The following is a 25,320-nucleotide window of genomic DNA, read 5'->3' as shown; positions in this document are numbered from 1 at the left end:
GGCCTGCTCACTGCCGCGCCCGCCGCCGCCGCGCCCGCCGGCATCCCGGCCGCCGCCGCTGCCGGCACCCCCGGCGCCGCCGCCACAGCTGACACCCCCACCCCCTTCACCGACGGCCGCTACATCGTCACCCTCAAGAGCGACGCGGTGGCCGGCTACCGCGGCGGCCTCGCCACGTTCGACGCCACCCAGCCCGCCCCGGGCGACGAGCTCGACTTCACCTCCGCCCGGGTCGCCGACTACTCGACCTACCTGAAAGACCAGCAGACCCAGGTCGCCGCCTCGGTCGACGCCGACATCACGACCTCCTACACCATCACCACCAACGGGTTCTCGAGCGCGCTCACCGCCGAGCAGGCTCAGGCGCTCGCCGCCGACCCGCGGGTCGCGCGGGTGGTTCCCGACGAGCTCCTGCACCTGCAGGCCACCCCGTCGACCGACTTCCTCGGCCTCTCGGGCGACGACGGCGTGTGGGCCCAGACCGGCGGCGTCGACGTCGCGGGCGAGGGCATCGTGGTCGGCGTCATCGACAGCGGCATCGCCCCCGAGAACGCGTCGTTCGCCGGCCAGCCGCTCGGCACCGGTGCCGACGCCGCGGGCGACCCCTACCTCGACGGCGACACGATCGTGTTCGACAAGGCCGACGGCACGACCTTCCACGGCGAGTGCGAGACCGGCGAGCAGTTCACGGCCGACGACTGCTCCACCAAGCTGATCGCGGCACGCTACTTCGTCGACGCCTACGGAGCCGACGCCATCAACCGCGACCGCGGCGAATACCTGTCGCCGCGCGACGGCAGCGGCCACGGGTCTCACACCTCGAGCACGGCGGCGGGCGACGCGGATGTCGCGGCATCCGTCGCCGGCCGTGACCTCGGTCGCATCTCGGGTGTCGTTCCCGGCGCCAAGCTCGCCATGTACAAGGCGTGCTGGACCGGCGAGACCCACGACTACGACGGCTGCCAGACCGGCGACCTGCTCGCCGCGATCGACGCGGCGGTGGCCGACGGCGTCGACGTGATCAACTACTCCATCGGCGGCGGCTCGGCCCAGACCACCATCTCGCTCACCGACGAGGCCTTCCTCAACGCCGCCACCGCCGGCGTCTTCGTGGCGGCCTCGGCCGGCAACGACGGCCCGACCGCATCGACCGCCGACAACGCGTCGCCCTGGATCACCACCGTCGCGGCATCCACGATCCCCTCCTATGAGGCCACCGTGCGTCTCGGCGACGGCCAGGCGCTGCTCGGCGGGTCGATCGGCGTTCCCGAAGACCAGCCCGTGACCGGCCGGTTCGTCGACGCGACGGCGGTCGCCATCGCCGGTGCCGCCGACCCGGGCCTGTGCGCCCCCGACTCGCTCGACCCGGCCCTCGTCGACGGAGCGATCGTTCTCTGCGACCGCGGCGTCTACGACCGCGTCGCCAAGTCGGCCGAGGTGGCCCGCGCGGGCGGCATCGGCATGGTGCTCGTCAACACGCACCCCGACTCCATCGACCTCGACACCCACTCGGTGCCGACCGTGCACATCGACTCGCCCGCGGCCGACACGCTGCACGCCTACGCCGTCACGGCGGGCGCGACCATCACGCTCGAAGACGGCAACACGGCCTCGCTGCCCTCGCCGCCGACCCCTCAGGTCGCGGGCTTCTCGTCGCGCGGACCGATCCTCGCCGACGGCGGCGACATCCTGAAACCGGATGTCGCGGCTCCCGGTGTGGCCATCCTCGCCGCCTACGCGAGCGCCGCCGACCAGCCCGGCCAGTACGCCCTGCTCTCGGGCACGTCGATGGCATCGCCCCACGTGGCCGGTCTCGCCGCGCTCTATCTGGGCGAGCATCCGGATGCCTCGCCGGCCGAGATCAAGTCGGCGATGATGACCACGTCGTACGACACGGTCGACGCCTCCGGCGCGCCGATCACCGACCCGTTCGCCCAGGGCGCCGGCCAGGTCGACCCCACCCGCTACTTCGACCCCGGGATGCTGTTCCTGAACGGCGTCGACGACTGGTACGGCTACATCCAGGGCGTCACCGGTCTCGACCTGGGCGCGCAGACGATCGACCCCTCCGAGCTCAACCTCGCGTCGATCAGCGTGGGAGCGCTGGCCGGCACCGAGACCATCACGCGCACCGTCACCTCGACCCGGGCGGGAAGCTTCACCGCCGCCCCCGTCGAACTGCCGGGTGTCGACGTGGTCGTCTCGCCGTCGACCCTCGACTTCACCGAGGCCGGGCAGACGCTCGACTACACGGTGACGTTCACCCAGAAGGACGCCCCCCTCGACGAGTTCGCGACCGGACAGTTGATCTGGAGCGACGGCGCCGAGACGGTCACCACGCCGCTCGCGGTGCGGCCGATCTCGCTCTCGGTTCCGCACGAGGTCGCGGGGTCGGGCACCGACGGATCGGTCGAGATCCCGGTCTCGGTCGGCGCCACCCGTGAGCTCGCCATCACCACGACCGGACTCGCGAAGGGTGACGTGCTGCACGGCACCGGCACGGAACCGGTCGACGGCGTGCCCGCCGCTCGCGACCGTTACCTGGTCGACGTGCCGGAGGGCACGAGCTTCGCGAGGTTCGCCCTCGACGCGGCCGACGACACCGCCGACTTCGACCTCTACCTGTCGGAGTACGACACCTTCGGGTCGGTGCATCCGAACTCCTCCGCCGCGACGCCGAGCGCCGACGAGACGCTCGACGCCCGCGACCTGCCGGCGGGCCGCTACCTGCTCGAAGTCGAGACCTACGGCTCGGGCAGCGCAGGCGACCTCTCCTACACGCTGACCGACTTCCTGCTCGGCTCGTCGTCGACCGCGGGCGCCTTCACGGCGACACCGCAGACGCTGCAGACGACGCTCGGCGAGCCGGCATCCGTCACCGCGTCGTGGTCGGGCCTCGAACCGGGGGCCGTCTACTTCGGTCGCGTCGGATTCGGCGACACCGGCAACAGCACGAACGTCACCGTCACGACCCCGGGCGCCACGCCGCCCCCGGTGGACGCTCTCGCCCTCGGGCTCGACCGCGAGTGGGTGCAGCCCGGGTCGGATGTCGTCCTGCACGCGACGGGCATCGTGCCCGGTGAGCCGTACACGATCGTGGTGACGGATGCCGCGGGAGCGGACACCGGCATCGCGCTCGCCGGTGCGGGCAGCAGTGCGGGCCGCGCCGATCGGGCCTACCGGCTGCCGGACGACCTCGCGCTGGGCGACTACACCGTCACCCTCACGAGCGGGGGCACGTCGGTCTCGGCGCCGATGCACGTGGTGCCGCTCGTGCTCTTCAACACGCTCGCGTCGATCGAATACGGTGCCGACGGGGTCGCGAAGGTGAGTGCCGACACGACCTTCGTGGGGGCCGGCGACATCCAGGTCACCATCAGCGGGGCCGGGGGAGTGATCCTCGACGAGAGCCTGCACGGCGAGAGCATGCCCGGGTTCACCTCGGAGACCGTGCGGTCGTCGACCGTCGACGCGACGCCGGGGGTCTACACGGTGGTCGCCCGGGTGGTGAACGCCGACGGGGTCGGGGAGCAGCAGGTGCAGCAGACGTTCACGGTCGAGACGAAGGCGCCGAGCGCGGTGACGGTGGTGCAGAACCCCGCCGACGAGAACCTGGCCGACTTCACTTACGTGAACCCGACCGGCAACTACTTCTACGTGCGACTGAGGTACAAACTCTGCAGCGGCCCGGTGGTGTTCTCGGCGATCGACATCAACAAGGACGTGATCACCACGACCTTCGACATGACCGGTGCGGCCTATGTCGAGGTGCTCGACCCCGACGACAACGTGCTCACCAGCTACCAGAACACCGGTTCGGCCCGGTGCGCCGAGCAGCCGAAGATCACGCAGGACTGGTGGGTCACGTTCCGCGACGACCCGGCGGTGGCCGAGGCGGGCAAGCCGGTCTCGATGACCTTCAGCAACCGCTATGCGGCCTGGAGCCACGGGTTCGACTTCACGGCGGGCTTCGGTCGCACCTTCCGCGACGGCCAGTTCTATTGGCAGGCGACCCCGCACGACCTCGTCACCGAACCCGGCCCCGTGATCGACATCACGCTGCCGGTGGAGGAGGACAAGGCGATCTGGACCCGCGCGAAGTACGAGACGCTCTCGCCCGACAAGCACACGTCGGAGGAGCGGGTCATCTACGCCCTGCCCGTGAACCTGGCGATGCTGCAGCCGGTGGCCGACGCCGGTGGGCCGGGAACGGGCGAGCCCGGGACCGGTGGGCCTGGTGCGGGTGACCCCGGAACCGGTGGGCCTGGTGCGGGTGGGCCTGGTGCCGGAGACCCCGGTGAGGGTGCCTCGGATGCCGCGGGAGCCTCTGACGCCATGGCGTCGACGGGCTCGGGAGCCGCGTTCGGCGTGATCGCCGCGGTGGTGCTGCTGGTCGGTGGGGTGCTGACCATGCTGGTGCGCCGTCGTCGGAGCCGCGCCTAGCGGCGGGTGATTCGCGGCCGGCTGTTCTCGGCCGCAGTTCGCGGCCGGCGTCTGGTGGGTGACGCCGGCCGCGGGCGGAGCGGGGTGTCCATTCGGGTGGGGCACCCCGCTTTCGCGTGGGCGGGCGGGGCTGCGCTCTTGATAGCCTTGACGCGACTCGACATCACCAGACTCACGGAACGGGAGGCGCTCATGGCAGAGATTCTGCTCGGCATCGTCGGATTGATCACGCTCGTCGGCGGCGTGCTCGCCATCGCCGCCCTGGTCGAAATGATCAAGTCCCCCTACAAGGGCAGCTGACCCGCCGCCTCACCGGCCTCACCTCGACTCGCCTCCTCGGCCCGCCCTCCGCGGTCGGGAGGCCCTTCCCCGTTCGGGAGGCCGCAGCGGCCTCCCGCTGGGCCCCAAACGCCCGCTGGCCTCCCGCGAATCAGGTGAGGACGTGCTGTTCGCGCTCGGGAGGCCGTTCCTCATTCGGGAGGCCGCGGCGGCCTCCGGAGGTGGCGTGGCGCGCCGGACGGCCTCCGGGAGCGCAGGACGGAGGGGCGGGGGACAGCCGCGGCGGCGGGCGGAGCCGTCAGTCGCGGGAGCCGACGACGACGGTGCCGTCGAGGTCGTCGGAGTGCTCGATGCGGGGGAGGAGGCCGGCCGCCGCGAAGAGCGCCGCGGTCAGCGGCGCCTGGTGTTCGCTGGTCTCGATGAGGAGGTGTCCGTCGGGGGAGAGCCATGTGGCGGCATCCGTGGTCACCCGCCGTTGCACGTCGAGTCCGTCGCCACCGCCGTCGAGGGCGACCCGCGCCTCGTGCAGGCGGGCCTCGGGCGGCATGGTCGCGATCGCCTCGGTCGGCACGTAGGGGGCGTTGACGACGAGGATGTCGACGCGACCGCGGAGACTCGCCGGCAGCGCATCGTAGAGGTCGCCCTCGAAGACGTGCCCGGGCGACGGGATGTTGCGGCGCGCGCTGCGCACGGCCGCCGGATCGATGTCGGCGGCATACACGTCGAGGGGTTCGTCGGGCCACAGACCGACGGATGCCGCGGCGAGGGCGGCGCCGACGGCTCCCGATCCGCAGCAGAGGTCGAGCACCACGGCGCCGGGCCGGGCGAGCTCGAGCGCGTTCTGCACGAGGAACTCGGTGCGTCGCCGGGGCACGAACACGCCCGGGTCGACGGCGATGCGCTGGCCGGCGAACTCCGTCCAGCCCACGATGTGCTCGAGTGGAAGCCCCTCGACGCGCCTCGTGACCATGCTCTCCAGCGCCGCGGGCGTGGCGGCCGACGCGAACAGCACGGCGGCCTCGTCTTCAGCGAACACGCATCCGGCTGCTCGCAGGCGCGCGACGACCGCGTCGACGGCCGGGAAGTCTTCGATCTCACTCATGCGACCGCCACTCTACGCACCTGGGCCGTGCCCGCGTGCGCCCGCCCGCCCGCCCGGCGCGCCCGCGCCTAGACGCTCGGCGCCCCCGAGCCTGGACGCTCGATGCCCACGGACTCGCGCCCGCCCGCTCGGCCCGCCCGCGCCTGCAAGCTCAGCATCCGGGCATCCGCGGGCCCGCCCGCTCGGCGCCCCCGCGCTGGCCCGAGCCAGCGTCGCCGCCGAAGCCCTCCGCAACGCCCCCCGCGCTCAGCTCTGCGCCGGCAGCGACGACTCGATCAGCGCGACGATCTCGGGCGCATCGGGCTCGACGGTCGGGCGGAACCGGTGCACCTCGCCGTCGGGCGTGATGACGAACTTCTCGAAGTTCCACTTGACGCGCCCGGCCTTGCCCGAGGCATCCGGAGTCTTCGTCAGCTCGGAGTAGAGCGGATGCGCCGACTTGCCGTTCACCTTCACCTTGTCGAACATCGGGAAGGTCACGCCCCACGTGGTGGAACAGTATTCCTTGATCTTGTCGGCGTCGCTCAGCTCCTGCAAGAACTGGTTGCTCGGAAAGCCGAGCACCGTGAATCCGCGGTCGCCGTAGGTCTTCTGCAGTTCTTCGAGCTTCTCGTACTGCGGGGCGAGGCCGCAGCGCGAGGCCACGTTGACGATGAGCTTCACCGGGGCGTAGTCGGCGAGGGTGGCGGGCGCGCCGTCGATGGTGGTGAGCGGGATGTCGTTGAGCGATTCGGTCACGGATGAATCCTTCGAACGGGGAGCACCGCCCTGTTGCGGCGCCCGGAGGTAGACTTACCGGTAACTCTACGCCCGACCCCGAGCCGAACACGAGACGGGAACCCGTGAGATGACCGAGACCGCGACCGAGACGGCACCCGACGCCGCGCCGATGCGCGACCGCATCCTGGCCGCCGCCTCGCAGCTCTTCTATGCCGAGGGCTTCCGTGCCGTGAGCGCCGAGAAGATCATCGCCCGGGTCGGCATCACGAAGGTCACGTTCTACCGCCACTTCCCGTCGAAAGACGACCTCATGGTCGCATACCTCGAGCAGCGCGCCGCCCTCGAACGCGGCTTCTTCGAGCAGGTGCGCGACACGGCCGAGAACGACCCGGATGCCGGCTTCCGCCTCGCCCTCCAGGCCCTCTCCGCTGCGGGCGCAGAACCGGGCTACCGCGGCTGCCCCTTCATCAACGCCGCAGCGGAGTATGCCGACCCCGAGCATCCGGTGCGCCGCATCGTCGCCCGCCACCGCACTTGGCAGACCGAGCAATTCGCGCGGGTCGCGCGCGACTTCGGCGTGAGCGAGCGTGAGGCTCCCGCCGCCGCCGCCGAACTCATGGTGTTGCGCGACGGTGCCGCGGTCGGCGGCTACCTCGACTCCCCCACCACCGTCGCCCGCGCCGTCACCGCCCTCGGTCGCGCCGCGCTGAGCGCCCACCTCGACCCCCCGGTCGCACTAAACGCTCCCGAACCGCCCCGATAGAGCCCTTTCCGCGACCGCGACGGCTGCCGCGAGCCACCCGCGACCCCCGCGGTCGCAGAAAGTGCTGCATAGGGGGACTCGTGGAGCCCTTTGCGCGACCGCGACGGGCGCCGAGGGCGCGAGGGCGCGGGGGAGTGCGAGGCGCTAGGGCTTGCCCTCTTCGCTGTAACGGGTGGTGGCCTCGTCGGTGTCGGATTCGGTCAGCCCGCCCCGCTCGGCGGAATCCGGATTGGCCAACCCGTTGAACGCCGCGCCCAGCACCCCGCCGGCCGCTGCGACCCCGTCGCCGTCGCGCCCGTCGCCCAGGCCCGAGGGGGAGTCGAGGCCGTCGGTGTCGTCGTCCACGGCGCCACCGTCGTCGCCGTCGAGTCCGGCCACCAACCCGTTGGTCTGGTCGAATGGTTCACCGGCCACGCCGGCATCCGTCTGGTCACTCATGATGTCTCCTTCGACGTCGTCCGTCGCGGCAGCCCCGCGCGGAGGCCACGGATGCCGAATCGCACCCGCCCCTTCCCCAGCAAACGCCCGCCCCCGGATGCCAGCAACACCCCGTCCCCGGCCCCCTCTTCGACTCGCACCCCTGCTCACCGCACCCGTCCCACCGCGCCACCGCCTGGCATCCGGTCCTTGCTTTTCCCAACTCGCCCACCTGCTCAACGCACCTTTCTTGCCCGCGCCCTCACCCCGCATCCGTCCTTGCCCTTCCCAACTCGCCCACCCGCCCACCGCACCCGTCCCACCCGGGCCCTACCCCGCATCCCTTCCTCTCCCACCCCACCCCCACCCACCCCACCCCCCCACATCTCCCAGCCACCCTGCATACGATGACGCTCAATGGAACTCATCGTCGACATCGTGCTGCTCGTCATCGCCCTGCTCGCCGTGCTCGGCGGCTGGCGGCGCGGAGCCCTCGTCACCGCCGCATCCCTCGTGGGCATCGTCGGCGGTGCCCTCATCGCGACCCTCGTCGCTCCCCCGGTGGTGGAGTGGCTCGCCACATTCGGCTGGAGCAACCCCGTTCAACGCACGGTCGCGGCGGGGGCCGTGCTGCTTCTGTGCATGATCCTCGCGGTCGGCATCCTGACGGTGATCGCCAGGCTGCTGCGCAAGGTGATCGGCTCGATCTCGATCGGCCGCGGCCTCGACTCCATCGGCGGCGCCGTTCTGGGCCTGGTCACCTGGGGCGTCGTGGTGTGGCTGCTCGCGGGGTTCCTGCAGGGCACGGGGCTGATGCCCGTGACCCAGGTGGTGTCGTCGTCGCGGGTGGTCGCGACGCTCAACGCCATCTCGCCCATTCCGGCGAGCACCGCGCTCGGCACGATCGACACGGCACTCGGCGATTCCGGATTCCCCCAGGTCTTCGCCTTCGGCGCCGAAACCATCCAGTCGGCCCAGCCGCCCGACCCGAACGTGCCCGACGCCGTGAACGCCGCCGCGGCCGGTGTCGTGCGCGTGCTGTCGTCGGCGCCCCGCTGCGGATCCGACGCCGAGGGCAGCGGGTGGGTCGTGGCACCAGAGCGCATCCTCACGAACGCCCACGTCGTGGCCGGCTCCGACGACCTGTTCGTGCAGGCCGGCGGCACGGGCGAGCTGCTCGAGGCCACGCTCGTCGTCTTCGATCCCGGCCGCGATCTCGCGGTGCTGGCCGTTCCCGGCCTGCCGCTCTCACCCCTTCCGCTCGGCACCGAACTGCCGGCAGCGGCGCCGGCGATCGTGGCGGGTTATCCCGAGAACGGCGGCTACACGGTGGTGCCGGCCCGCGTGCGCGAGGTTCTGGATGCCGTGGGCCGCGACATCTACGAACAGAACGACGTGACGCGCGAGATCTACTCGCTGCGCGGCACGGTGCGCCCCGGAAACTCCGGCGGCCCGCTCTTCGACGAGAGCGGCCAGGTCGTGGGCGTGGTGTTCGCGCGCTCGACCATCGACAGCGAGACGGGCTACGCGCTCACCCTCGACGAGATCGCCCCGGTGGTGGGCGCCGCCGGGTCGACCGCCGCCGTGGCATCCGGAGCCTGCTCGGCCTGACGAGGGCGGGCCGCCGCACCCCGCTCGGCCCGACCGCGGCCGTGCGCGCGACCGGATGCGTCTGACCGCGACGACGGATGCGCCGCGCCCGTGTCAGCACCCCCCGCCTCAGCGCCCCGCCTCGCGCCGCATCGCGACCCCCGCCAGCACGGTCGCCGCGAGCACCAGCGCCACGAACACGAGCAGCACCGCGGTCGCCGGCGCCAGCGTGAGCGCCACCCCCACGAGCAGGGCGGGGATGGCGAGCCCGGCGTATCCGATGAGGAACATCAGCGCCAGCGTCTCGCCGCGCCGGCCCGGGTCGGCCAGCGCTCCCGCCGTCGCGAGCGACGACTTGAACAGCAGCCCCACCCCGAGACCGGCCGCGATGCCTCCGACCAGGAACACCCCCAGCTGCGGCAGCACCGCGCCCACCGCGACCGCCGTCAGCCCGGCGGCGCAGCACACGATCGCGATGGTCAGCTGCACCCGCAGCCGGAGCCCCGCCAGCAGCAGCTGCCCGGCCGCGGCGGCGCCGAACACCGCGAACGTGGTCGCACCTGCGAGCAGGTGATCGGGCGCGCGGAAGGTCGAGATGAGAAACGTCGGGGCCAGCGACGTGAAGAGCCCGAGCAGCGCGAACGCCGAGAACGCGCCGAAGGCCGCCACGACGAACGAGTGCTTCGACCGCCCCGGAATCGCGAGCCGCTGCGGCCGATACCGCGGTAGCGGGTCGGGCGCCTGCACCGTCTCGGGCACCGTGAGCAGCACGAGCGCCGCCACCAGCAGCAGCACCAGGAACACCAGGTGCGGCAGCATGAGCGGCGCGGGCAGGAACTCGGCGAACAGCCCTCCGATCAGCGGCCCGAGTGAGAGCCCGCCGATGTTGGCGGCTCCCGAGACCGACGACGCCACGATGGCGTTCTCGTCGGGCCTCGCAGTCGCCCGCAGTTCCGAAAGATGCGCGGTGGCGGTGGCGGTCAGGATGCCGATGCTCGCGCCATTGACCAGCCGTGCCACGATCAGCCCCGGCACGTCTTGCCAGATCAGGAAGAGCAGAGCCGACAGCGCCGAGACCAGCACCGCCACGACCAGCACCCGCCGCCGCCCGAGCCAGTCGCTCACGTGCCCGGCGAGATAGAGGCTCACGATCACGCCCGCCGCGTAGGCCGCGAAGATCACGGTCACGACGAACGAGTCGAAGCCGTCGCGCTGCTGGTAGAGCGGATAGAGAGGAGTCGGAACGGTGGAGTAGGCCATCACGATGAGGAACGTGACGGCCACGATCCAGAAGCCCACACCGTGGCGCACCGCCGGGATGCGGGATGTTCGGGGAAGCGTCATGGTCCATTCTCCTCATACGAGGCCGTGTCGCGCCGAACTCCACCTGACCCTGTCATTACCACCCTCTGTCGCTGGCGGCACCGGTTCTGCTTCAATGGAGCCATCGTTCAAGAATTCGCCTGCTAGTCATGTGCCCGTTCTGACTGGCAACACCAGGGTCACGTTCCCGAACTCGCGACTCCCTACTGTGAAAGACGCCGCACCAGCGGCGTGACGCGACGAGAATCGGAGATGACGATGACGCTCCATCAACTCACCGGACACCAGGATCAGGCCGGCGCACGCGAAGAGGCGTTCCCACGCGGTAGCACCCGCGACGACACGATGAGCCGGCTGCTCGACGACGCCGTCGCCGTGCGCCGCGCGACCTTCGCCGAGGCGGTCTCCCGCCGCTGGCTCGACCGCGGCGTCAAGACCGTCGTGCGCGCCGTGCTGATCGACGACCGCACCAACGTGCTGCAGCGCCAGGCGTTCGGTCGGCATCTCGCCGCCGCGACCCCGACGCAGACGACCTTCATCCGCGACCACGAGGGCTTCCTCTACCTCGTGACGCGCGACACCCGGGCCGGCTTCGACCTCGACGCCTGGATCCGTGACGAGTCGGTGCGCCAGCGCATGCCGCTTCTCTCCATCGGGTCGGCCTCGCACGATCCGGTCTCCGACGACCTCGCCGACGCCGCCGAACAGGCTCGTGTGGCCGCGGAGCTGACCGCCGCCGTGCCCGAGCTGCCGCCGACGGCGAACGTGAGCGACCTCGGCGGCTGGCTGCTGCTGCACGCCGTGGCGACGAATTCGCGGCGGCTCAGCGACATCTCACCGGCGGCCGAAGAGCTCTGCCGCGCCGGCGAATCGGTGCAGCGGCAGACCATCGAGACCTACCTCGACGCCGGATGCCAGGCGCGCGTGGCGTGCGAGCGGCTGCACATCCATCGCACCACCCTCTATTACCGGCTCGACAACATGCCCGAGGTCGTGCGCGAGGCCCTCGACGACGGCCTGAAACGAAGCACCCTGCACCTCACGCTGAAACTGATCCGGCTCTGGGCGGCGACCGGGGCGCTCTGACCGGCGGCTCCGCTTCACCGCGCTGAGATCGCGCGGCCCCGCGCCGCGGCGAGTTATGACCCGCGGGGCCCGAGCCCGGCCGCGCCGACCACCACCACCGCCGCGCCATCCCGGTCGAACGCCGCCTCGAGCGCCGGCACGAGCTGCTCGGCCCGGCCCACCGGATGCGTCGAGAGCCCGCCCGGCAGACCCGCCGCCCCCCGGTCGCCGAAGACGACGACCTTCACCGGCACCCCGGCGGCGCCGATGCCCTCGATCCCGCGTCGCACGGCGGCCCCGCCGTCACTCCGCACGAAGACGATCACCTGCCGATCCGGATGCGCCGCCTGAGCCCCCACCGCCATCGCGAGCGCCGACCCCGGCGCCGGGTCGTCGAACGCCCCGAGCAGACGGCGACCGCCGTTCATGCGCAGCGCCCGAGCGGCTCCCTCGAGCAGCGCGGCCGCATCGACCACGAACACCGCGTCGGTCTCCGCGAGCCGGCTCGCCACGGCGAACACGAGGTCGGGGCCGCTGCCCGCACGCTCGCGAGCGAGGTCGCCGAGCGGATCGACGGATGCCTCCGCACGACGAGCCCGGGCCACCCACCGCTCGAGGTGCTCACCGCCGCGTCGCGGCACCAGCCGTGGCTGCAGAGCACGCAGGGTGTCGAGGGCTCGGCCGCTGAGCGGGATGTCGACGCGGTGGCGCCGCCCGAGCTGCCGCCCGTGCAGATCGAGCTGGATGACGGTCGCATCGCTCGCTCGATCGAGCAGCAGAGGGTAGTCGGCGCCGATCACCACCAGCACGTCGGCACCGGCGATGGCGCCGTCGCCTGGCCCGAGGCCGAGCCTCCCGACCATGCCGGCATCGAACGGGTTGTCGAACGCGACATGCTCCTTGCCCCGCAGGGTGTGCACGATCGGCGCCTGCACCGTGCGGGCGAACCGCACGAGCTCGGCGTGCACGCCGGCGACCCCGGCGCCCGCGAGCACGGTCACCCGGTCGCTGGTGTTCAGCAGGCTCGCGACCACGTCGAGGTCGGCATCGCGCGGCCGGATGATCGGCCGGCTCGCGATCACGGGCGAGGTCGCGGGGGACTGCGCACCCGCCGGCGCCACCGCACGAAGCACGCCGGCGGCCACCGGCACCACGGTCGGCCCGTCGCCCTCGACCGAGGCCCGCATCGCCGCCGCGACCGCCTCGGGCAAGGCGCGCCCATCGCGCAGCGCCCCGTCGAACACGCGGTCGAGCAACGACGGCGGTGCGCCGAACGGCCGGCTCGCGGCATCCGTCGGTCTCGCGGCATCCGTCGGTCTCGCGGCATCCGTCGGTCTCGATGCTCCGGCAGGGAAGAGCGCCGGCGTTCGTTCGGGCTCGCCCGCCGCCACCCGACCGGCCGTGGCCACCGCGCCGCTCTCCGCGGCCCCCTCGGTCACGCCCACGATCACCACCGCGACCACCGGGGCCCGCGAGTGCCGCGCCTCGGCGAGCCCGTCGAGAAGCGTCTCGTCTCCGAGGCCCCCGTGCCCGACGCACACCGCGAGCTCGCCGGTGAGCTGCGCATCGGCGGTGGCGGCCGACGCAGCCGACGCGTCGTTCCGCACGGGCCAGTACGTCATCGTGCCCGAGCGTCGCACGGCCTCGATCAGGGCGGCGAACTCGTCGCCGCCCTGCCCGTAGACACGGGTCACGCCACTGCCGGCGAGGATGCGCACGAGGGCGTCTGCGGCGGTCGGCATCGGATGCCTCCTCCTGCGACCTGCCGGCCGGCCCCCACGGACCGGCCCACTCCGACGCTAGGCACTCGACGGCGGAAAGGGTTCCGCCGCGTGTCGAGGTGTTCTTCTACGATCGTCGAAGAGATGCGGCGAGACGCCGAGAGACGCCGATCGACACCGCGAGACGCTGCAAGACGCCGCGAGAACCGAAACCAGCCCGAGTGCGCCGAGCCGCTCAGGCCGCGCGCACCGCCGCCCGCGTGGTCGCCGCCGCCGCGATCGAGCGCAACCGCTCAGGCGTCGCCCCCGTGCGGCTGAGCTGAATCAGCCCCTGCGACACCAGCACGATCTGCGCACCGAGCGGCTCGATCTCGTCGGGAGCCAGCTCGAGCTCACCCGCCGCGACCGCCGAGGCCACGCGAGCGCCGACGATCTCGTCCATGCGCGACACGGCGCGCGTGCCGATGGCCAGCACGTCGGGAAAGCGGGTCGCGAGCTCGGTCAGGCTGTTCACCATGAGGCATCCGCGCCGGTCGGCGTGTGACGTGCAGTCGGCCACGATCTCGTCGAGGTAGTTCGCCACCGCCTCTTCGAAGCTGCCCTCGTGCGACCGGATGACGTTGTCGACCAGAGCGACCCGTCCGTCGCAGTAGCGGCCGAAGACCGCCAGAAAGAGGCCGAGCTTGCTGCCGTAGGCCGCATAGATGCTGCCGTTGCCGACCCCGGATGCCGCCGACACCTCTTCGATCGAGGTGCGGTCGTAGCCGCGCACCCAGAAGATCTCCTGGGCGCAGTCGAGCAGCGACTGCTCATCGAAACGGCGGGTGCGAGCCATGGCACAACGCTACAGGCTGCGAACCTTGGCCGATGACACACGGGCGAGAGACGTCGCGGAACGTCTTGTGTACACCGTCCACATGGTCTGTTATCGTGCCGTCATGACCACTAATCTGAACCCCTACATCAACTTCAAGGGCCAGGCGAGAGAGGCGATGGACTTCTATCAGTCCGTGTTCGGAGGCGAGCTGGCGCGCAGCACGTTCAACGAATTCGGCATGGCCCACGACCCTGCCGAGGGCGATCTCATCATGCACTCGCAGCTCACCACCGAGGGTGGACTGGTGCTGATGGCCGCCGACAGCCCTGCCGACATGCCCTTCACGCCCGGCAACAACATCAGCGTCTCGCTGAGCGGCACCGACGAGGCCGAACTGCACGGCTACTGGAACAAGCTGGCCGACGGCGCCACCATCGCTCAACCGCTCGAGAAGGCACCCTGGGGCGACAGCTTCGGCATGCTCGTCGACAAGTTCGGCATCAACTGGCTCGTCAACATCGGCGGCACGCCGCAGGAGCCCACGCCGCAGCCGTAGCTGAAGCGCACGGGCGGCAGGTCAGGTCAGCTCGCGGCCTTCTTCGCCTCGCGGCGAGCCTGCAAAGCGTCTTTCTCGGCCTTGAGGGAGTTCACCGTCGACTGGTCGAGTGCCGGGTCGGGCAGGTCGACGAACGGGCTCGCGGCCCCGGTGCGGGAGTGGATGACCGAGGCGTAGTGGAAGGCGGCGGCGTGCACCCGGGCGGTCGCCCGGTCGCGCTTTCCACGGTTGCTCTTCGGGTCTTCGAGCGTCTCGACGTGCTTCTCGAGAGCCTTGATCAGCTCTTTCAGCGCGGTCTTCGTCTTCTTCGCCATAGCGGCATTATGCCGCTTCAAGGTGAACGGGGTGCATGCTTGTCGGAACGTAGTAGTGATCACATCCGATGTTCGCGGGGCGCCAGGCCCCACCGACGAGGGGACCGAGCATGACGACGACCACACCCGACACGGGGAGATCCGAGCCGGAACCGGGCGCAGAACCCGAGCTCAAGAAGGTGATGGGCCCGAAGCTCCTGCTGCTGTTCATCATCGGCGACATCCTCGGCACGGGCATCTACGCGCTCACCGGGCAGGTCGCCGCCGAGGTCGGCGGGGCGGCCTGGGTGCCGTTCATCGTCGCCTTCGTCGTGGCCACCATCACGGCGTGCTCCTATCTCGAGCTCGTCACGAAATATCCCCAGGCCGCCGGTGCCGCGCTTTATGCGCACAAGGCGTTCGGCATCCATTTCGTGACCTTCCTCATCTGCTTCACCGTGATGTCGTCGGGCATCACGTCCGCGTCGGCGGCGGCGGGAGCGTTCGCGAGCAACTTCGCCATCGGCTTCGGTCTGGGCGACGGCCCGGGGCTCGCGCTCGTCATCGCGCTGGCGTTCATGATCCTGATCGCCGCGGTGAACCTGCGGGGCGTGGCCGAGAGCGTCGGGCTCAACGTCGTGCTCACTCTCGTGGAATTGTCGGGCCTGCTGCTCGTGATCCTCATCAGCATGTTCGCGATCTTCGGCGGCCAGGCCGACTTCTCGAGGGTGGTGGCGTTCGCGACCCCCGACGACAAGAACGTGTTCCTGGCCATCTCGACCGCCACCTCGCTCGCGTTCTTCGCGATGGTCGGCTTCGAAGACTCGGTCAACATGGCCGAGGAGACCAAGAACCCGTCGAAGATCTTCCCGAAGGTGATGCTCACGGGCCTCGGCATCACGGCCGTGATCTACGTGATCGTCTCGATCGTGGCGGTGGCGATCGTGCCGGTCGGCGAACTGGCCGGCAACGACACCCCGCTCGTGACCGTGGTCGAGACGGCGGCGCCCGACTTCCCGATCTCGGCGCTCATCCCGTTCATCTCGCTGTTCGCCGTGGCCAACTCGGCCCTCATCAACATGATGATGGCGAGCCGGCTGCTCTACGGCATGAGCAAGCAGGGCGTGCTGCCGCCGTTCCTCTCCAAGGTGCTGCCCGGACGACGCACCCCGTGGGCCGCCATCCTGTTCACCACCGCGATCGCACTCGGCCTCACCTCCTACGTGTCGATCGACCCGGCGAACCCGATCGCCGTGCTCCTCGGAGGAACGACCTCACTACTGCTGCTCGCCGTCTTCGCGGTGGTCAACGTGTGCGTGCTCGTGCTGCGCCCGAAACGGGTCGACCACAAGCACTTCCGCACGCCCACGGCCCTGCCGATCATCGGTGCGGTCGCCTGCCTGGCACTGGTGCTGCCCTGGACCTCGGGTCGCCCCGCCGAGCAGTACACGATCGCCGGCATCCTGCTCGTCCTCGGCATCGTGCTCTGGGCGATCACCTACCTCCACCGCCGCAAGAGCGGCTACGGAGCCGCCGAACTCGACACCCAGGCCCTCGCCGCCGTCACCAAAGACCCCGCCGACCCCGCCAAGTAGCCCGCCCCCGCTCGGCCCTGGTGTCGCGCAGGTGGGGTGCCCTAGGCGAGAAGTCACTTTTGGGTGCAAAGTGCCCTTGCGAAGAACGGATGGTGACTTTTCGCGGCAGACCCATTCCCGCGAGAAGTCACTTTTCGGTGCAAAACACCCTCGCGAAGACCGAAAAGTGACTTCTCGACGAGGTGGGTGGGGCGGCGGCCGCGGGGGCGGGCCGCGCGAGCACAAGGGGCGGCCGGGCGGGGGCGAGCGGGGGCGCCAGCGGGCGGGCGGGCCGGAGGACTAGCCGGCGCGGGGGGCGGCGAGGGCCGCCTCGAAGGTGCGGAGCATGGGGTCGCTGAAGAGGGCGAACGAGACGGTGCCGGCGAAGGGCGAGGCGCGCACGGTCTCGACGGCGATGCGGGCCGCGTCGTCGGCCGGCCAACCGTAGATGCCCGCGCTCACGGCCGGGAAGACGACGGATGCCGCGCCGAGCTCTGCGGCCACCTCGAGCGACCGGCGGTAGGCCGACGCGAGCACGGCCGAGCGGTCGTCGGTGGTGCTGTAGACCGGTCCGACCGTGTGGATGACCCACCGCGCGGGCAGCCGGCCCGCCGTGGTCGCGACCGCGTCACCGGCGGGCAGGCCGTCGGGGTAGCGGGTGCGCCGCAGCTCGCGGCATTCCTCGAGAATGGCCGGCCCGCCACGACGGTGGATCGCGCCATCCACCCCGCCGCCCCCGAGCAGGGAGCTGTTGGCGGCGTTGACGATGGCGTCGGCCGCCACCGTGGTGATGTCGGCGCGCTGCACGGTGATGTCGGCGGTCATGCGGCCGACCCTACGCGCGCGTCAGCTCATGCGCACGACCGCGCGGCCCAGGATGCGTCCGGCCGCGAGGTCGCCGAACGCCCGAGCCACGTCGTCGAGGTCGTAGCGGCGGGTCACCGAGCGTTCGAGATCGAAGGCTCCGGATGCCGCCAACCCCACCACCGCCGGAAGATCGACCCTCGTGCGCGCCCCGAACGACCCCACGATCTGCTGGCCCCGACGCACCAGCGGCGTGATCTCGATCGCCGCCGTAGCGGCGCCCGCGGCGATGCCGATGGCCACGAGCCGGCCGCCGTCGGCCAGCATGCGCGAGGCCTGCTCGAAGGTCTGCGGCCGGCCGAGCGCTTCGAACGCGACATCCACCCCGCGCCCCCCGGTGAGCGCCCGCACCGCCGCGACCGGGTCGGCGTCGCGAGAGTCGACGACATCCGTGGCGCCGAGGGTCATGGCGAGTTCGAGTTTCGCGGTGTCGATGTCGACGGCGATCACGCGCGCGGCGCCGAGCGCGCGCGCGATCTGCACGACGCTCATGCCCACGCCGCCGGTGGCGACCACCGCCACGGTCGCGCCGGGTCGCAGCTCGGCCGCCCGGGCGACGGCTCCGTAGGCGGTCATCGCCGCGCAGCCGAGCACGGCCGACGCGTCGAACGGCAGCCCGTCGGGCAGCGGAACGAGCCCCGAGACCGGCGACACGCAGTACTCGGCCATGCCGGCCATCGAATACATCGCGAGCGTCTCGCCGTCGGCTCGGGCCAGCCGGCTCTCACCGTCGTAGAGCGTGCCCTTCAGGCGGTTCATCGAGAAGAAGCGCTCACACAGGTCGTCGCGCCCGGCGAGGCACGCGGCGCATTCGGTGCACGGCATGATGAACCCGCCCACGACCCGGTCGCCGACACGGATGCCGCGGCCGCCGTCGCCCTCACCGTTGCCATCGCCGACACGGATGCCGCGGCCGCCGTCGCCCTCGAGCGCTACCACCACCCCGCTGACCTCGTGCCCGAGAACGCACGGCGTCGGAAACGCCACCTCGCCCTTCAGCACGTGCACGTCGGTGTGGCAGAGCCCGCAGGCCTCGACCCGCAGCAACGCCTCGCCCGCCCGCGGAACCGGCACCGGGATGCGCTCGACCCGCACCACTCCGTCGGCCGACAGCACGGCCGCCCGCATGTCGTGGGGCAGCGCGCCCGGGTCGCTCATGCGCGACGCTCGGCCCGCACGGTGTTCGTGATCGAGCCCACCCCGCCGATCTCGACCGTGACGACGTCGCCGTCGCCCAGCGCGAGCGGCGGGTCGCTCCGGTAGCCAACGCCCCCCGGCGTGCCGGTGAGGATCACGTCGCCCGGCAACAGCTCGGTGAACACCGAGATGGTCGACACGAGATAGGCCACGGGGAAGATGAAGTGCGAGAGGTCGGAGTCCTGCACCAGCACGTCGTTCACCAGGGTGCGGATGCGACCGGATGCCGCGTCGGCCTCGTCGAGGGTGACGATGTCGGGCCCGAGCGGTGTCGAGTCGTCCCAGGCCTTGCCCTGCAACCACTGGTGGGTGAGGTACTGGTAGTCGCGCACCGTGGTGTCGTTCGCGACGCTGAGCCCCAGCACGTGGGACAGGGCGTCGGACTCGGCGATGCGGCGGCCCGCGGTGCCGATCACGACGGCGAGCTCTCCTTCGTAGTCGAAGAACCCGGCCTCCGGCGGCAGCACGATGTCGTCGGCGGCACCGATCAGGCTCTGGGCGAACTTGGTGAACAGCACCGGGTAGTCGGAGTCCTTGCGGCCCGACTCCTCGAGGTGCGCCTTGTAGTTGAGGCCCACGCAGATGATCTTGGCGGGCCGGGTGACGGCCGGCCGCAGCACCACCTCCGAGGCGGGCACGGCTTCGGCGGTCAATCGCCGCGCCTGCGCGAGCACCTGCGCCGAGACATCCGGGCCGATGTCGCAGATGCCCTCGAGTGGAACGATCGAATCGCCCTCCCGCACGCCGACCGCGTCGACTCCGTCGTGGGTGTAACTCGTGTACCGCATCAGATCACCGCCGAATATCCGCCGTCGACGACGAGGGACTCGCCGCTGACGTAGCTCGAGAGGTCGCTGGCCAGGTAGACCACCGCGTTCGCGATCTCGTGCGCCTGCCCTTTTCTGCCGAGCGGGATGCGAATGGGCGAGCCGCCCTTCATCTCGACCCGCAGCATCTCGGTGTCGACCTGCCCCGGATGCACGACGTTGGCCCGGATGCCGTAGGGCGCGACGGCGTCGGCCAGGGCGTAGGTGAAGGCGCGCACGGCGCCCTTCGACGCCGTGTAGGTGGAGGCGTGCGAGAAACCGCGCATGCCGCCCACCGACGAGATGTTCACGATCGTGCCGGGTTTGCCGTGGGCGATCATCGAGCGCGCCGCGGCCTGGGCGCCGAAGAACGTGCCCTCGAAGTTGACCGACATCACCCGGCGCAGGCGCTCCGCGTCGACCTCGAGAAAATCGACCCGGTCGCTTATGCCGGCGTCGTTGACCCACACGTCGCAGCCGCCGAACTCGTCGGCCGCGGCCACCACGGCGCCGAACGCGCCGGGTTCCGAGACATCCGTCGGCACGAATCGCGCGGTGAAGCCCAGCGAGCCGAGCATCTCTGCGGTCGGCTGCGAGCCCTCGCGGCCCACGGGGTCGAGGTCGGCCACGATGACCGCGGCCGCGCCCTCCTCGGCGACGCGTAGGCAGATCGCCCGGCCGATTCCGCTCGACCCCCCGGTCACCACGACGACCCGGTCGTGCAGGAGTGCGTGTCCGGCGCTCACCGCACCATCGTCTCCATCGTGCCGATGCCCGAGATCGTCGTGACGAGCGTCTCTCCGGCTTCGATCGGCCCCACGCCGGGAGGGGCCCCGGTGAAGATCACGTCGCCCGGGTTGAGGGTCATGATGCGCGAGGCGTAGGACACGATCTCGGGCACGCTCATCAGCAGGTCGGCGGTGTTCACCTGCTGGCGCACGGCGCCGTCGACGGTGAGCAGGATGTCGAGAGCGCCCGGGTCGAACTCCTCGTCGGCGACGCGGATCCAGGGGCCGATCGGGCTGAAGGTGTCGTAGCTCTTGCGCCGCGAGCGGTCGGCGGGGCTGCGCACGGTGATGTCGAGCCCGACCGAGTAGCCGAACACGCGCTCGAGCGCCTCGTCGACCGGGATGTCTTTGCCGCCGCGCCCGATGATCACGACGAGCTCGGACTCGTGGTGGATCTCGTGGCCGTCGGCCAGCACCGCGGGCGGAAGCACGATGGGCCCGGAGGGCCCGGTGATCGACGACGGCGCCTTGAGGAACACGTCGAACTCCATCATCCACGGGTGCACCGTGCCGAGCGTGCGCTCCTGCACCTGGTGCATCTCGTCGACATGGGCGCGGTAGTTGCTGGCCGCCGCGATGACCTTCGACGGGTTGAGCACCGGCGCCTGCAGGGTGACGCCGTCGAGCGGCAGCGAGTCGCGCGACTTCGCCGCATCGGCGATCCGCGGCGCGAGTGCGGCCCAGTCGCGGCAGAGTCCCCGCCACCATCCGGCCGTCTCGGCGTCGTTCTCGTGAGACGTCACCGCGGTGGTGACGTCGACGATCCGGTCGTCGATCACGACTCCCAGGCGGTGCTCGTCGAACAGGGCGAGTTTCACGGGCGACTCCCATTGTCGTCATGCCGACGGCAGGGCCGGGATCGGCCGATGACGACGACGTCGGTGCGGTACGGCCTCACGCTACTTCGCGCCGATCGATCATCTCCAAGCGCCATTTGTGATCCTGTGAGCACTTCGGGTGATCGCTTGCCGCCCGCTCGAAGCCACGCTCGAGGCCCTGCACAAGTCGCCGCCCGAGTCGCTGAGAGGGCCGACGCCACTGATTCCTCGAAGTGATCACAATGATGCATTCCGGTATTAGGTTGAGCGCCACCGAACACTTACAGTGATCACCGAGTCCGATCGCGCAACGCCGCGCGATCGTGCAAAGGAGCACTGTGACCGACGAACGCATCGAACGGCTGACCCTGCACGGCGGGCAGTTGCGCACGATCACGGCCGGCGACGGCCCACCCCTGGTCTACCTGCACGGCGTGGGCGACAACGGCGCCTTCCTTCCCGTTCTCGGCGACCTGGCCGAGCGGTTCCGCGTCATCCGGCCCGACCATCCGGGGTTCCTCGAGAGCGACGACTTCGCGGTCGAGAGCGTCGGCGATCTCGCCGCCGTGCACCGCCAGGCCCTGGATGCGCTGGGCATCGATCGCCTGACGCTCATCGGTTGTTCGCTGGGCGGCTGGACCGCGGTCGAGCTGGCCCTGCTCGTGCCGGAACGGGTGGAACAGCTCATCCTGATCGACCCGGCCGGCCTCGCGGGCGACGGCACGGCCCCGAACGTGTTCGAACTCGATCCCGTATCGGCGCTCGAGGCCACGGTCTTCGACGAGGATCGCCGGGCCGCGGCGCGGGCCAACCCGCGGGAGCCCACCGTCGCCGCCCTGCTCGCCCGCAACCGGGCCACCGCGAGGCGCATCGCGGGCGACCCCTACATGCACGACCCCTCCCTCGCCGCCCGAGCCACCCGGTGGGCGGCCGAGCACCCCGTTCCGGTGCACCTCGTCTGGGGCGAGAACGACGGCGTGGTGCCCGTCAGCTACCTCAGCGCCTGGCGGCACGTGTTCCCCGAGGCGCGGGTCACCGTCATCCCGCGCGCCGGCCACCTGCCGCACGTCGAGCGCCCGCAGGAGTTCCTCGAGGCGACGGGCTTGCTCACCTCGAGCGGAACGGGGGCACCATGGAACTGAGGCACCTGCGCTACTTCGTGGCCGTGGCCGAAGAGCTGCACTTCCGCAAAGCCGCCGAGAACCTGCACATCGTGCAACCGGCACTCAGCAAGCAGATCAGCTCGCTCGAGAACGAACTGGGCCTGATGCTGCTCGAACGCGACCGCCGGCACGTCACCCTCACCGAGGCAGGCAAGACCTTCCTCGAAGAGGCGATCGCGGTGCTCGCCCAGGCCGACGGCGCCAAGGCCCGGGCGATGGCGGTGAGTCGTGGTCAGGTGGGGCATCTCAACATCGGCTTCATCCAGCCGGCGCTCGCCGACCTGCTGCCCCGGGCGCTTCGTCGCTATCGCAAGGAATACCCCGACGTGCGCATCCGACTCGCAGAACTCACCAGTCGGCAGGCTCTCGACCAGACCGCGAGCCGCACGGTGCACTGCGCGTTCACGCGACTGCCCGTCGAGCTGCGCGACGACCTCGCCTTCGAGCCCGTGTCGCAGCAGGACGTCTCGCTGGCGATTCCCGAAGGGCATCCGCTGACCGAGAAAGACGAGATCGACCTGCGTGACATCGCCGACGAAGACATCATCCTGATCGACCGCCGGGTCGAGCCGGCCCTGCACGACTACTACATCTCGGTCTGCAACGAGGCCGGGTTCAGCCCGCGGGTGGCACACGAGGTGAACTCGACCTGGGTGGCCCTCGGCCTCGTGGCCGGTGGCCTCGGCGTCGGGTTCGCTCCGTCGTCGGCGAAGCTCGCTCCCCAGCAGGGCGTGGCCTACCGGCCCATCGCCGACATCGCGCCGCGACTGAGCATCGGGCTGATCTGGAACAACCGCGCCAAGCCTGCGGTGCTCACGAACTTTCTCGACATGCGACCCTGGAACGGACGGTGACGGCCACGATGACCACGACCACGAGACCGGAGTCGTCACGACCCGACGTGCTCTTCGCCGTCGCCGGCCGCGGAGCGGTGGTGACCGGCGCCGCCAGCGGCCTCGGCTTCGCGATGGCCCGCGTGCTCGCGCGCAACGGGGCCCGGGTGCTGCTCGTCGACGCCGTGCCCGAGACGCTCGACGCCGCACGGGCCGAGTTGGCGGCCGAGGGCCTCGACGTGCGGTCGGCCTGTGCCGACGTGCGCGACGCCGACGCGATGGATGCCGTGATGCGGGATGCCGCCGCGTGGGGCAGTGGGCTCGACATCGTATTCGCGAACGCCGGCATCTCGGCAGGCCTCGGGCAGCGCTTCGGCGTGGGCCGGCTGGCGGAGTTCGATCCGCAGCGCTGGAGCGAGGTGCTCGACGTCAACCTCACCGGCCTGATGAACACCGTGCGCGCGGCGGCCGAGCACGTCAACGACGGCGACGGCCGCATCATCGTGACCTCGTCGGTGGCGGGCCTCGGCCCCGACCCCCTGGTGGGCTACGCCTATTCCAGCTCGAAGGCGGCCGTGACCCTGTTCGCCCAGAACGCCGCCGCCGAACTCGCGCCCCGGGGCATCAACGTGAACGTGATCGCACCGGGGTCGTTCCTCACCGCGATCGGTGCTAGGAATCCGGGCAACACCGGCATGATCGACGCCCTCACCCGCGCCACGGCTACCAAACGCATCGCCGATCCGGCCGAGATCGAGGGCCTGGCGCTGCTTCTGGCCTCGCCCGCCGCCCGTCACATCACCGGTGCCGTCTTCGTCATCGACGGTGGCGTCATGGTCACCAGGAACTGAGCAGGCCATGTCGACCGCCCTCGTCACCCTTGCATCCGCGAACCGCTCTCAAGCGTTATCACGTGAGAGCTTTCGGGCCACTCCGGAGCATCACACGGAGATTAGCCTGAACGAAAGTCGCGGCGGGCGAGGCCTGCCCCGCAGTCACCGCACCGCCCGGACACGGTCGATCTCGACGCCGAGATCGCCGGCCCGGATGGCGCACACAGCACAGGCGAATCCCGTTCGCCGCCACTGCGAAGGAGCAGTTCTGACAGTGACCTCGATCGCGAGCGACTCCAGCACTCACATCTACCGAAAGGACATCCCGAATGTCTAGAAAAGCACTTCTCGCGGGCGGAGCACTCCTCGCCGCAACGGCGCTTCTCGCGGGCTGCGCAGGCAGCTCCGACGCGACGAGCACCGACGGCGCTGCCGCCGGCGGGGGCGAGACCACCAAGATCACGGTCGCCACGAACCCGTCGTCGCAGACGGCGCCGATCTACCTCGGCATTCAGGACGGCATCTTCGCGAAGCACGGGCTCGAGGTCGAGCTCGTGCCACAGACGGATGTCGCGGCGATCATCTCCGGGGTGGCGAGCGGTCAATACGACTTCGGGTTCGCCACCGTGGTGCACGTCATCAACGCGAACGCCAACGACATCCCGATCCGCGCCGTCGCCACCGTCGAGGGGCAGCAGAAGGCCGAGGAGGAGCCGGATGAGGGCAACGCGCTCGTCGCCGGCCCCGACTCGGGCATCGCCTCGGCGGGCGACCTCGGGGGCAAGACGCTCGGCGTGATCGGCCTCTCGTCGCTCAACACGCTCGCCGCCTGGGACATGGCCGCCAAAGAGGGCGTCGACACCACGTCGATCAACCTCGTGCAGCTGCCCTTCGGCCAGATGCCGGCCGCGCTCGCCGCGGGTGACATCGACGCCGCCGTCGTGCAGGCGCCGTTCATCGCCGAGGCCGAGGCGGCTGGAGCGACCATCATCGGCAAGCCGAACGTCGAGACCTTCCCCGACATGGCCGTCGGTCTCTACACCACCAGCCAGAACTACATCGACGCCAACCCCGACACCGTGAAGGCCTTCGCCGACGCGATGGTGGAGTCGCAGGAGTACGCGACGGCGAACATCGACAAGGCCAAGGAGACCCTGGTCACCAACCTCGGTCTGACCGAGGAGGCCGCCAAGGCTGCCAAGTGGAACACCGGCTCGAACCCCTACGTGAACGTCGAGGGCTTCGAGACGGCCAAGAAGCTGCTGTCGAAGTATGCCGGCCTGACCAAGGATCTCGACGTGAACGAGCTGGTCTGGCCCGGAGCGCTGGAAGAGAACAACTAGCTCCACCACCGC

General features: G+C 70.8%; 22 protein-coding genes. 10 read left to right on the top strand and 12 right to left on the bottom strand.

Translation table 11 applies throughout. The features are described 5' to 3' along the window. A partial coding sequence (locus N1032_RS13725; RefSeq protein WP_259539665.1) for a S8 family serine peptidase occupies nucleotides 1–4,443 on the top strand: 4,443 nt, incomplete at its 5' end. A gap of 577 nt (nucleotides 4,444–5,020) precedes the next feature. On the opposite strand, the gene N1032_RS13720 is transcribed toward N1032_RS13725, so the two are convergent. Both N1032_RS13720 and N1032_RS13715 read right to left on the bottom strand, forming a co-directional pair. Further along, nucleotides 5,021–5,824, bottom strand: coding sequence for a putative protein N(5)-glutamine methyltransferase (locus tag N1032_RS13720; protein WP_259539664.1), 804 nt, complete (start codon nucleotides 5,822–5,824; stop codon nucleotides 5,021–5,023). Between the two features lie 246 nt (nucleotides 5,825–6,070). Beyond that, the gene (locus N1032_RS13715; protein ID WP_259539663.1) at nucleotides 6,071–6,562 is read right to left on the bottom strand and encodes a glutathione peroxidase; all 492 of its coding nucleotides are present in this window, start codon (nucleotides 6,560–6,562) and stop codon (nucleotides 6,071–6,073) included. A gap of 109 nt (nucleotides 6,563–6,671) precedes the next feature. On the opposite strand from N1032_RS13715, the gene N1032_RS13710 reads away from it, so the two are divergent. Beyond that, a complete protein-coding gene (locus N1032_RS13710) occupies nucleotides 6,672–7,307 on the top strand; it encodes a TetR/AcrR family transcriptional regulator (protein ID WP_259539662.1) in 636 nt (211 codons plus the stop codon). Nucleotides 7,308–7,451: 144 nt separating this feature from the next. Here N1032_RS13710 and N1032_RS13705 read toward each other — a convergent pair whose 3' ends face one another. Continuing rightward, entirely contained in the window at nucleotides 7,452–7,745 is a 294-nt protein-coding gene (locus tag N1032_RS13705; RefSeq protein ID WP_259539661.1) for a hypothetical protein, read from the bottom strand. Nucleotides 7,746–8,141: 396 nt separating this feature from the next. Between N1032_RS13705 and N1032_RS13700 the strand changes: the two genes are divergently transcribed. Further along, nucleotides 8,142–9,335: a MarP family serine protease gene (locus tag N1032_RS13700; protein ID WP_259539660.1), complete on the top strand. Its 1,194-nt coding sequence runs from the start codon at nucleotides 8,142–8,144 to the stop codon at nucleotides 9,333–9,335. 108 nt (nucleotides 9,336–9,443) lie between these two features. Here the strand turns inward: N1032_RS13700 and N1032_RS13695 are convergent, their stop codons facing one another. Next, nucleotides 9,444–10,658, bottom strand: a complete 1,215-nt coding sequence (locus N1032_RS13695) for an MFS transporter (RefSeq protein ID WP_259539659.1) — start codon at nucleotides 10,656–10,658, stop codon at nucleotides 9,444–9,446. Between the two features lie 237 nt (nucleotides 10,659–10,895). Between N1032_RS13695 and N1032_RS13690 the strand changes: the two genes are divergently transcribed. Next, on the top strand, nucleotides 10,896–11,723 hold the full coding sequence (locus tag N1032_RS13690; protein ID WP_259539658.1) for a helix-turn-helix domain-containing protein: 828 nt from the start codon (nucleotides 10,896–10,898) through the stop codon (nucleotides 11,721–11,723). Nucleotides 11,724–11,776: 53 nt separating this feature from the next. On the opposite strand, the gene N1032_RS13685 is transcribed toward N1032_RS13690, so the two are convergent. Both N1032_RS13685 and N1032_RS13680 read right to left on the bottom strand, forming a co-directional pair. Continuing rightward, the gene (locus tag N1032_RS13685; RefSeq protein ID WP_259539657.1) at nucleotides 11,777–13,444 is read right to left on the bottom strand and encodes a thiamine pyrophosphate-binding protein; all 1,668 of its coding nucleotides are present in this window, start codon (nucleotides 13,442–13,444) and stop codon (nucleotides 11,777–11,779) included. A gap of 214 nt (nucleotides 13,445–13,658) precedes the next feature. Next, nucleotides 13,659–14,258 carry a TetR/AcrR family transcriptional regulator gene (locus tag N1032_RS13680; RefSeq protein ID WP_259539656.1) on the bottom strand — a complete coding sequence of 200 codons (600 nt, stop codon included), beginning with the start codon at nucleotides 14,256–14,258 and terminating at the stop codon, nucleotides 13,659–13,661. A 103-nt stretch (nucleotides 14,259–14,361) separates the two neighbouring features. On the opposite strand from N1032_RS13680, the gene N1032_RS13675 reads away from it, so the two are divergent. Beyond that, nucleotides 14,362–14,796 carry a VOC family protein gene (locus N1032_RS13675; protein WP_259539655.1) on the top strand — a complete coding sequence of 145 codons (435 nt, stop codon included), beginning with the start codon at nucleotides 14,362–14,364 and terminating at the stop codon, nucleotides 14,794–14,796. A gap of 26 nt (nucleotides 14,797–14,822) precedes the next feature. On the opposite strand, the gene N1032_RS13670 is transcribed toward N1032_RS13675, so the two are convergent. Beyond that, nucleotides 14,823–15,110, bottom strand: a complete 288-nt coding sequence (locus N1032_RS13670) for a hypothetical protein (protein ID WP_259539654.1) — start codon at nucleotides 15,108–15,110, stop codon at nucleotides 14,823–14,825. 110 nt (nucleotides 15,111–15,220) lie between these two features. Here N1032_RS13670 and N1032_RS13665 point away from each other — a divergent pair, with 110 nt between their 5' ends. Continuing rightward, on the top strand, nucleotides 15,221–16,684 hold the full coding sequence (locus N1032_RS13665) for an APC family permease (RefSeq protein ID WP_259539653.1): 1,464 nt from the start codon (nucleotides 15,221–15,223) through the stop codon (nucleotides 16,682–16,684). A gap of 279 nt (nucleotides 16,685–16,963) precedes the next feature. Here N1032_RS13665 and N1032_RS13660 read toward each other — a convergent pair whose 3' ends face one another. The 5 genes from N1032_RS13660 to N1032_RS13640 are packed head-to-tail and all read right to left on the bottom strand — an operon-like array spanning nucleotide 16,964 to nucleotide 21,136. Further along, entirely contained in the window at nucleotides 16,964–17,488 is a 525-nt protein-coding gene (locus tag N1032_RS13660) for an O-acetyl-ADP-ribose deacetylase (protein WP_259539651.1), read from the bottom strand. Between the two features lie 21 nt (nucleotides 17,489–17,509). Continuing rightward, complete coding sequence (locus N1032_RS13655) at nucleotides 17,510–18,685, bottom strand: zinc-binding dehydrogenase (protein ID WP_259539650.1); 1,176 nt, start codon at nucleotides 18,683–18,685, stop codon at nucleotides 17,510–17,512. Next, on the bottom strand, nucleotides 18,682–19,512 hold the full coding sequence (locus N1032_RS13650; RefSeq protein WP_259539648.1) for a fumarylacetoacetate hydrolase family protein: 831 nt from the start codon (nucleotides 19,510–19,512) through the stop codon (nucleotides 18,682–18,684). The genes N1032_RS13655 and N1032_RS13650 overlap by 4 nt, the downstream gene beginning before the upstream one ends. Next, nucleotides 19,512–20,276: an SDR family NAD(P)-dependent oxidoreductase gene (locus N1032_RS13645; protein ID WP_259539647.1), complete on the bottom strand. Its 765-nt coding sequence runs from the start codon at nucleotides 20,274–20,276 to the stop codon at nucleotides 19,512–19,514. The genes N1032_RS13650 and N1032_RS13645 overlap by 1 nt, the downstream gene beginning before the upstream one ends. After that, nucleotides 20,273–21,136 carry a fumarylacetoacetate hydrolase family protein gene (locus tag N1032_RS13640; RefSeq protein ID WP_259539646.1) on the bottom strand — a complete coding sequence of 288 codons (864 nt, stop codon included), beginning with the start codon at nucleotides 21,134–21,136 and terminating at the stop codon, nucleotides 20,273–20,275. Before N1032_RS13640 ends, N1032_RS13645 begins: the two co-directional genes overlap by 4 nt. 338 nt (nucleotides 21,137–21,474) lie before the next feature. Here N1032_RS13640 and N1032_RS13635 point away from each other — a divergent pair, with 338 nt between their 5' ends. The 4 genes from N1032_RS13635 to N1032_RS13620 all read left to right on the top strand — a co-directional run bounded on the left by N1032_RS13635 (nucleotide 21,475) and on the right by N1032_RS13620 (nucleotide 25,308). Further along, a complete protein-coding gene (locus tag N1032_RS13635) occupies nucleotides 21,475–22,278 on the top strand; it encodes an alpha/beta fold hydrolase (protein WP_259539645.1) in 804 nt (267 codons plus the stop codon). After that, a complete protein-coding gene (locus N1032_RS13630; RefSeq protein ID WP_259539644.1) occupies nucleotides 22,269–23,153 on the top strand; it encodes a LysR family transcriptional regulator in 885 nt (294 codons plus the stop codon). The genes N1032_RS13635 and N1032_RS13630 overlap by 10 nt, the downstream gene beginning before the upstream one ends. Continuing rightward, nucleotides 23,150–23,983, top strand: coding sequence for an SDR family NAD(P)-dependent oxidoreductase (locus tag N1032_RS13625; protein ID WP_259539643.1), 834 nt, complete (start codon nucleotides 23,150–23,152; stop codon nucleotides 23,981–23,983). Before N1032_RS13630 ends, N1032_RS13625 begins: the two co-directional genes overlap by 4 nt. A 311-nt stretch (nucleotides 23,984–24,294) precedes the next feature. Beyond that, the gene (locus tag N1032_RS13620; RefSeq protein ID WP_259539642.1) at nucleotides 24,295–25,308 is read left to right on the top strand and encodes an ABC transporter substrate-binding protein; all 1,014 of its coding nucleotides are present in this window, start codon (nucleotides 24,295–24,297) and stop codon (nucleotides 25,306–25,308) included. Nucleotides 25,309–25,320 lie beyond the last annotated feature (12 nt).

Source organism: Herbiconiux daphne, assembly GCF_024979295.1.
In the GTDB taxonomy this organism is placed as follows: Bacteria; Actinomycetota; Actinomycetes; order Actinomycetales; family Microbacteriaceae; genus Herbiconiux; species Herbiconiux daphnes.
This window is presented reverse-complemented; position numbering and strand designations above follow the sequence as displayed.

Excerpts from the sequence above, each read along its gene's own strand:
- N1032_RS13720 (WP_259539664.1), bottom strand. The coding sequence starts at position 5,824 with ATGAGTGAGATCGAAGACTTCCCGGCCGTCGACGCGGTCGTCGCGCGC.
- N1032_RS13710 (WP_259539662.1), top strand. The coding sequence starts at position 6,672 with ATGACCGAGACCGCGACCGAGACGGCACCCGACGCCGCGCCGATGCGC.
- N1032_RS13705 (WP_259539661.1), bottom strand. The coding sequence starts at position 7,745 with ATGAGTGACCAGACGGATGCCGGCGTGGCCGGTGAACCATTCGACCAG.
- N1032_RS13700 (WP_259539660.1), top strand. The coding sequence starts at position 8,142 with ATGGAACTCATCGTCGACATCGTGCTGCTCGTCATCGCCCTGCTCGCC.
- N1032_RS13695 (WP_259539659.1), bottom strand. The coding sequence starts at position 10,658 with ATGACGCTTCCCCGAACATCCCGCATCCCGGCGGTGCGCCACGGTGTG.
- N1032_RS13690 (WP_259539658.1), top strand. The coding sequence starts at position 10,896 with ATGACGCTCCATCAACTCACCGGACACCAGGATCAGGCCGGCGCACGC.
- N1032_RS13685 (WP_259539657.1), bottom strand. The coding sequence starts at position 13,444 with ATGCCGACCGCCGCAGACGCCCTCGTGCGCATCCTCGCCGGCAGTGGC.
- N1032_RS13680 (WP_259539656.1), bottom strand. The coding sequence starts at position 14,258 with ATGGCTCGCACCCGCCGTTTCGATGAGCAGTCGCTGCTCGACTGCGCC.
- N1032_RS13675 (WP_259539655.1), top strand. The coding sequence starts at position 14,362 with ATGACCACTAATCTGAACCCCTACATCAACTTCAAGGGCCAGGCGAGA.
- N1032_RS13670 (WP_259539654.1), bottom strand. The coding sequence starts at position 15,110 with ATGGCGAAGAAGACGAAGACCGCGCTGAAAGAGCTGATCAAGGCTCTC.
- N1032_RS13665 (WP_259539653.1), top strand. The coding sequence starts at position 15,221 with ATGACGACGACCACACCCGACACGGGGAGATCCGAGCCGGAACCGGGC.
- N1032_RS13660 (WP_259539651.1), bottom strand. The coding sequence starts at position 17,488 with ATGACCGCCGACATCACCGTGCAGCGCGCCGACATCACCACGGTGGCG.
- N1032_RS13655 (WP_259539650.1), bottom strand. The coding sequence starts at position 18,685 with ATGAGCGACCCGGGCGCGCTGCCCCACGACATGCGGGCGGCCGTGCTG.
- N1032_RS13650 (WP_259539648.1), bottom strand. The coding sequence starts at position 19,512 with ATGCGGTACACGAGTTACACCCACGACGGAGTCGACGCGGTCGGCGTG.
- N1032_RS13630 (WP_259539644.1), top strand. The coding sequence starts at position 22,269 with ATGGAACTGAGGCACCTGCGCTACTTCGTGGCCGTGGCCGAAGAGCTG.
- N1032_RS13620 (WP_259539642.1), top strand. The coding sequence starts at position 24,295 with ATGTCTAGAAAAGCACTTCTCGCGGGCGGAGCACTCCTCGCCGCAACG.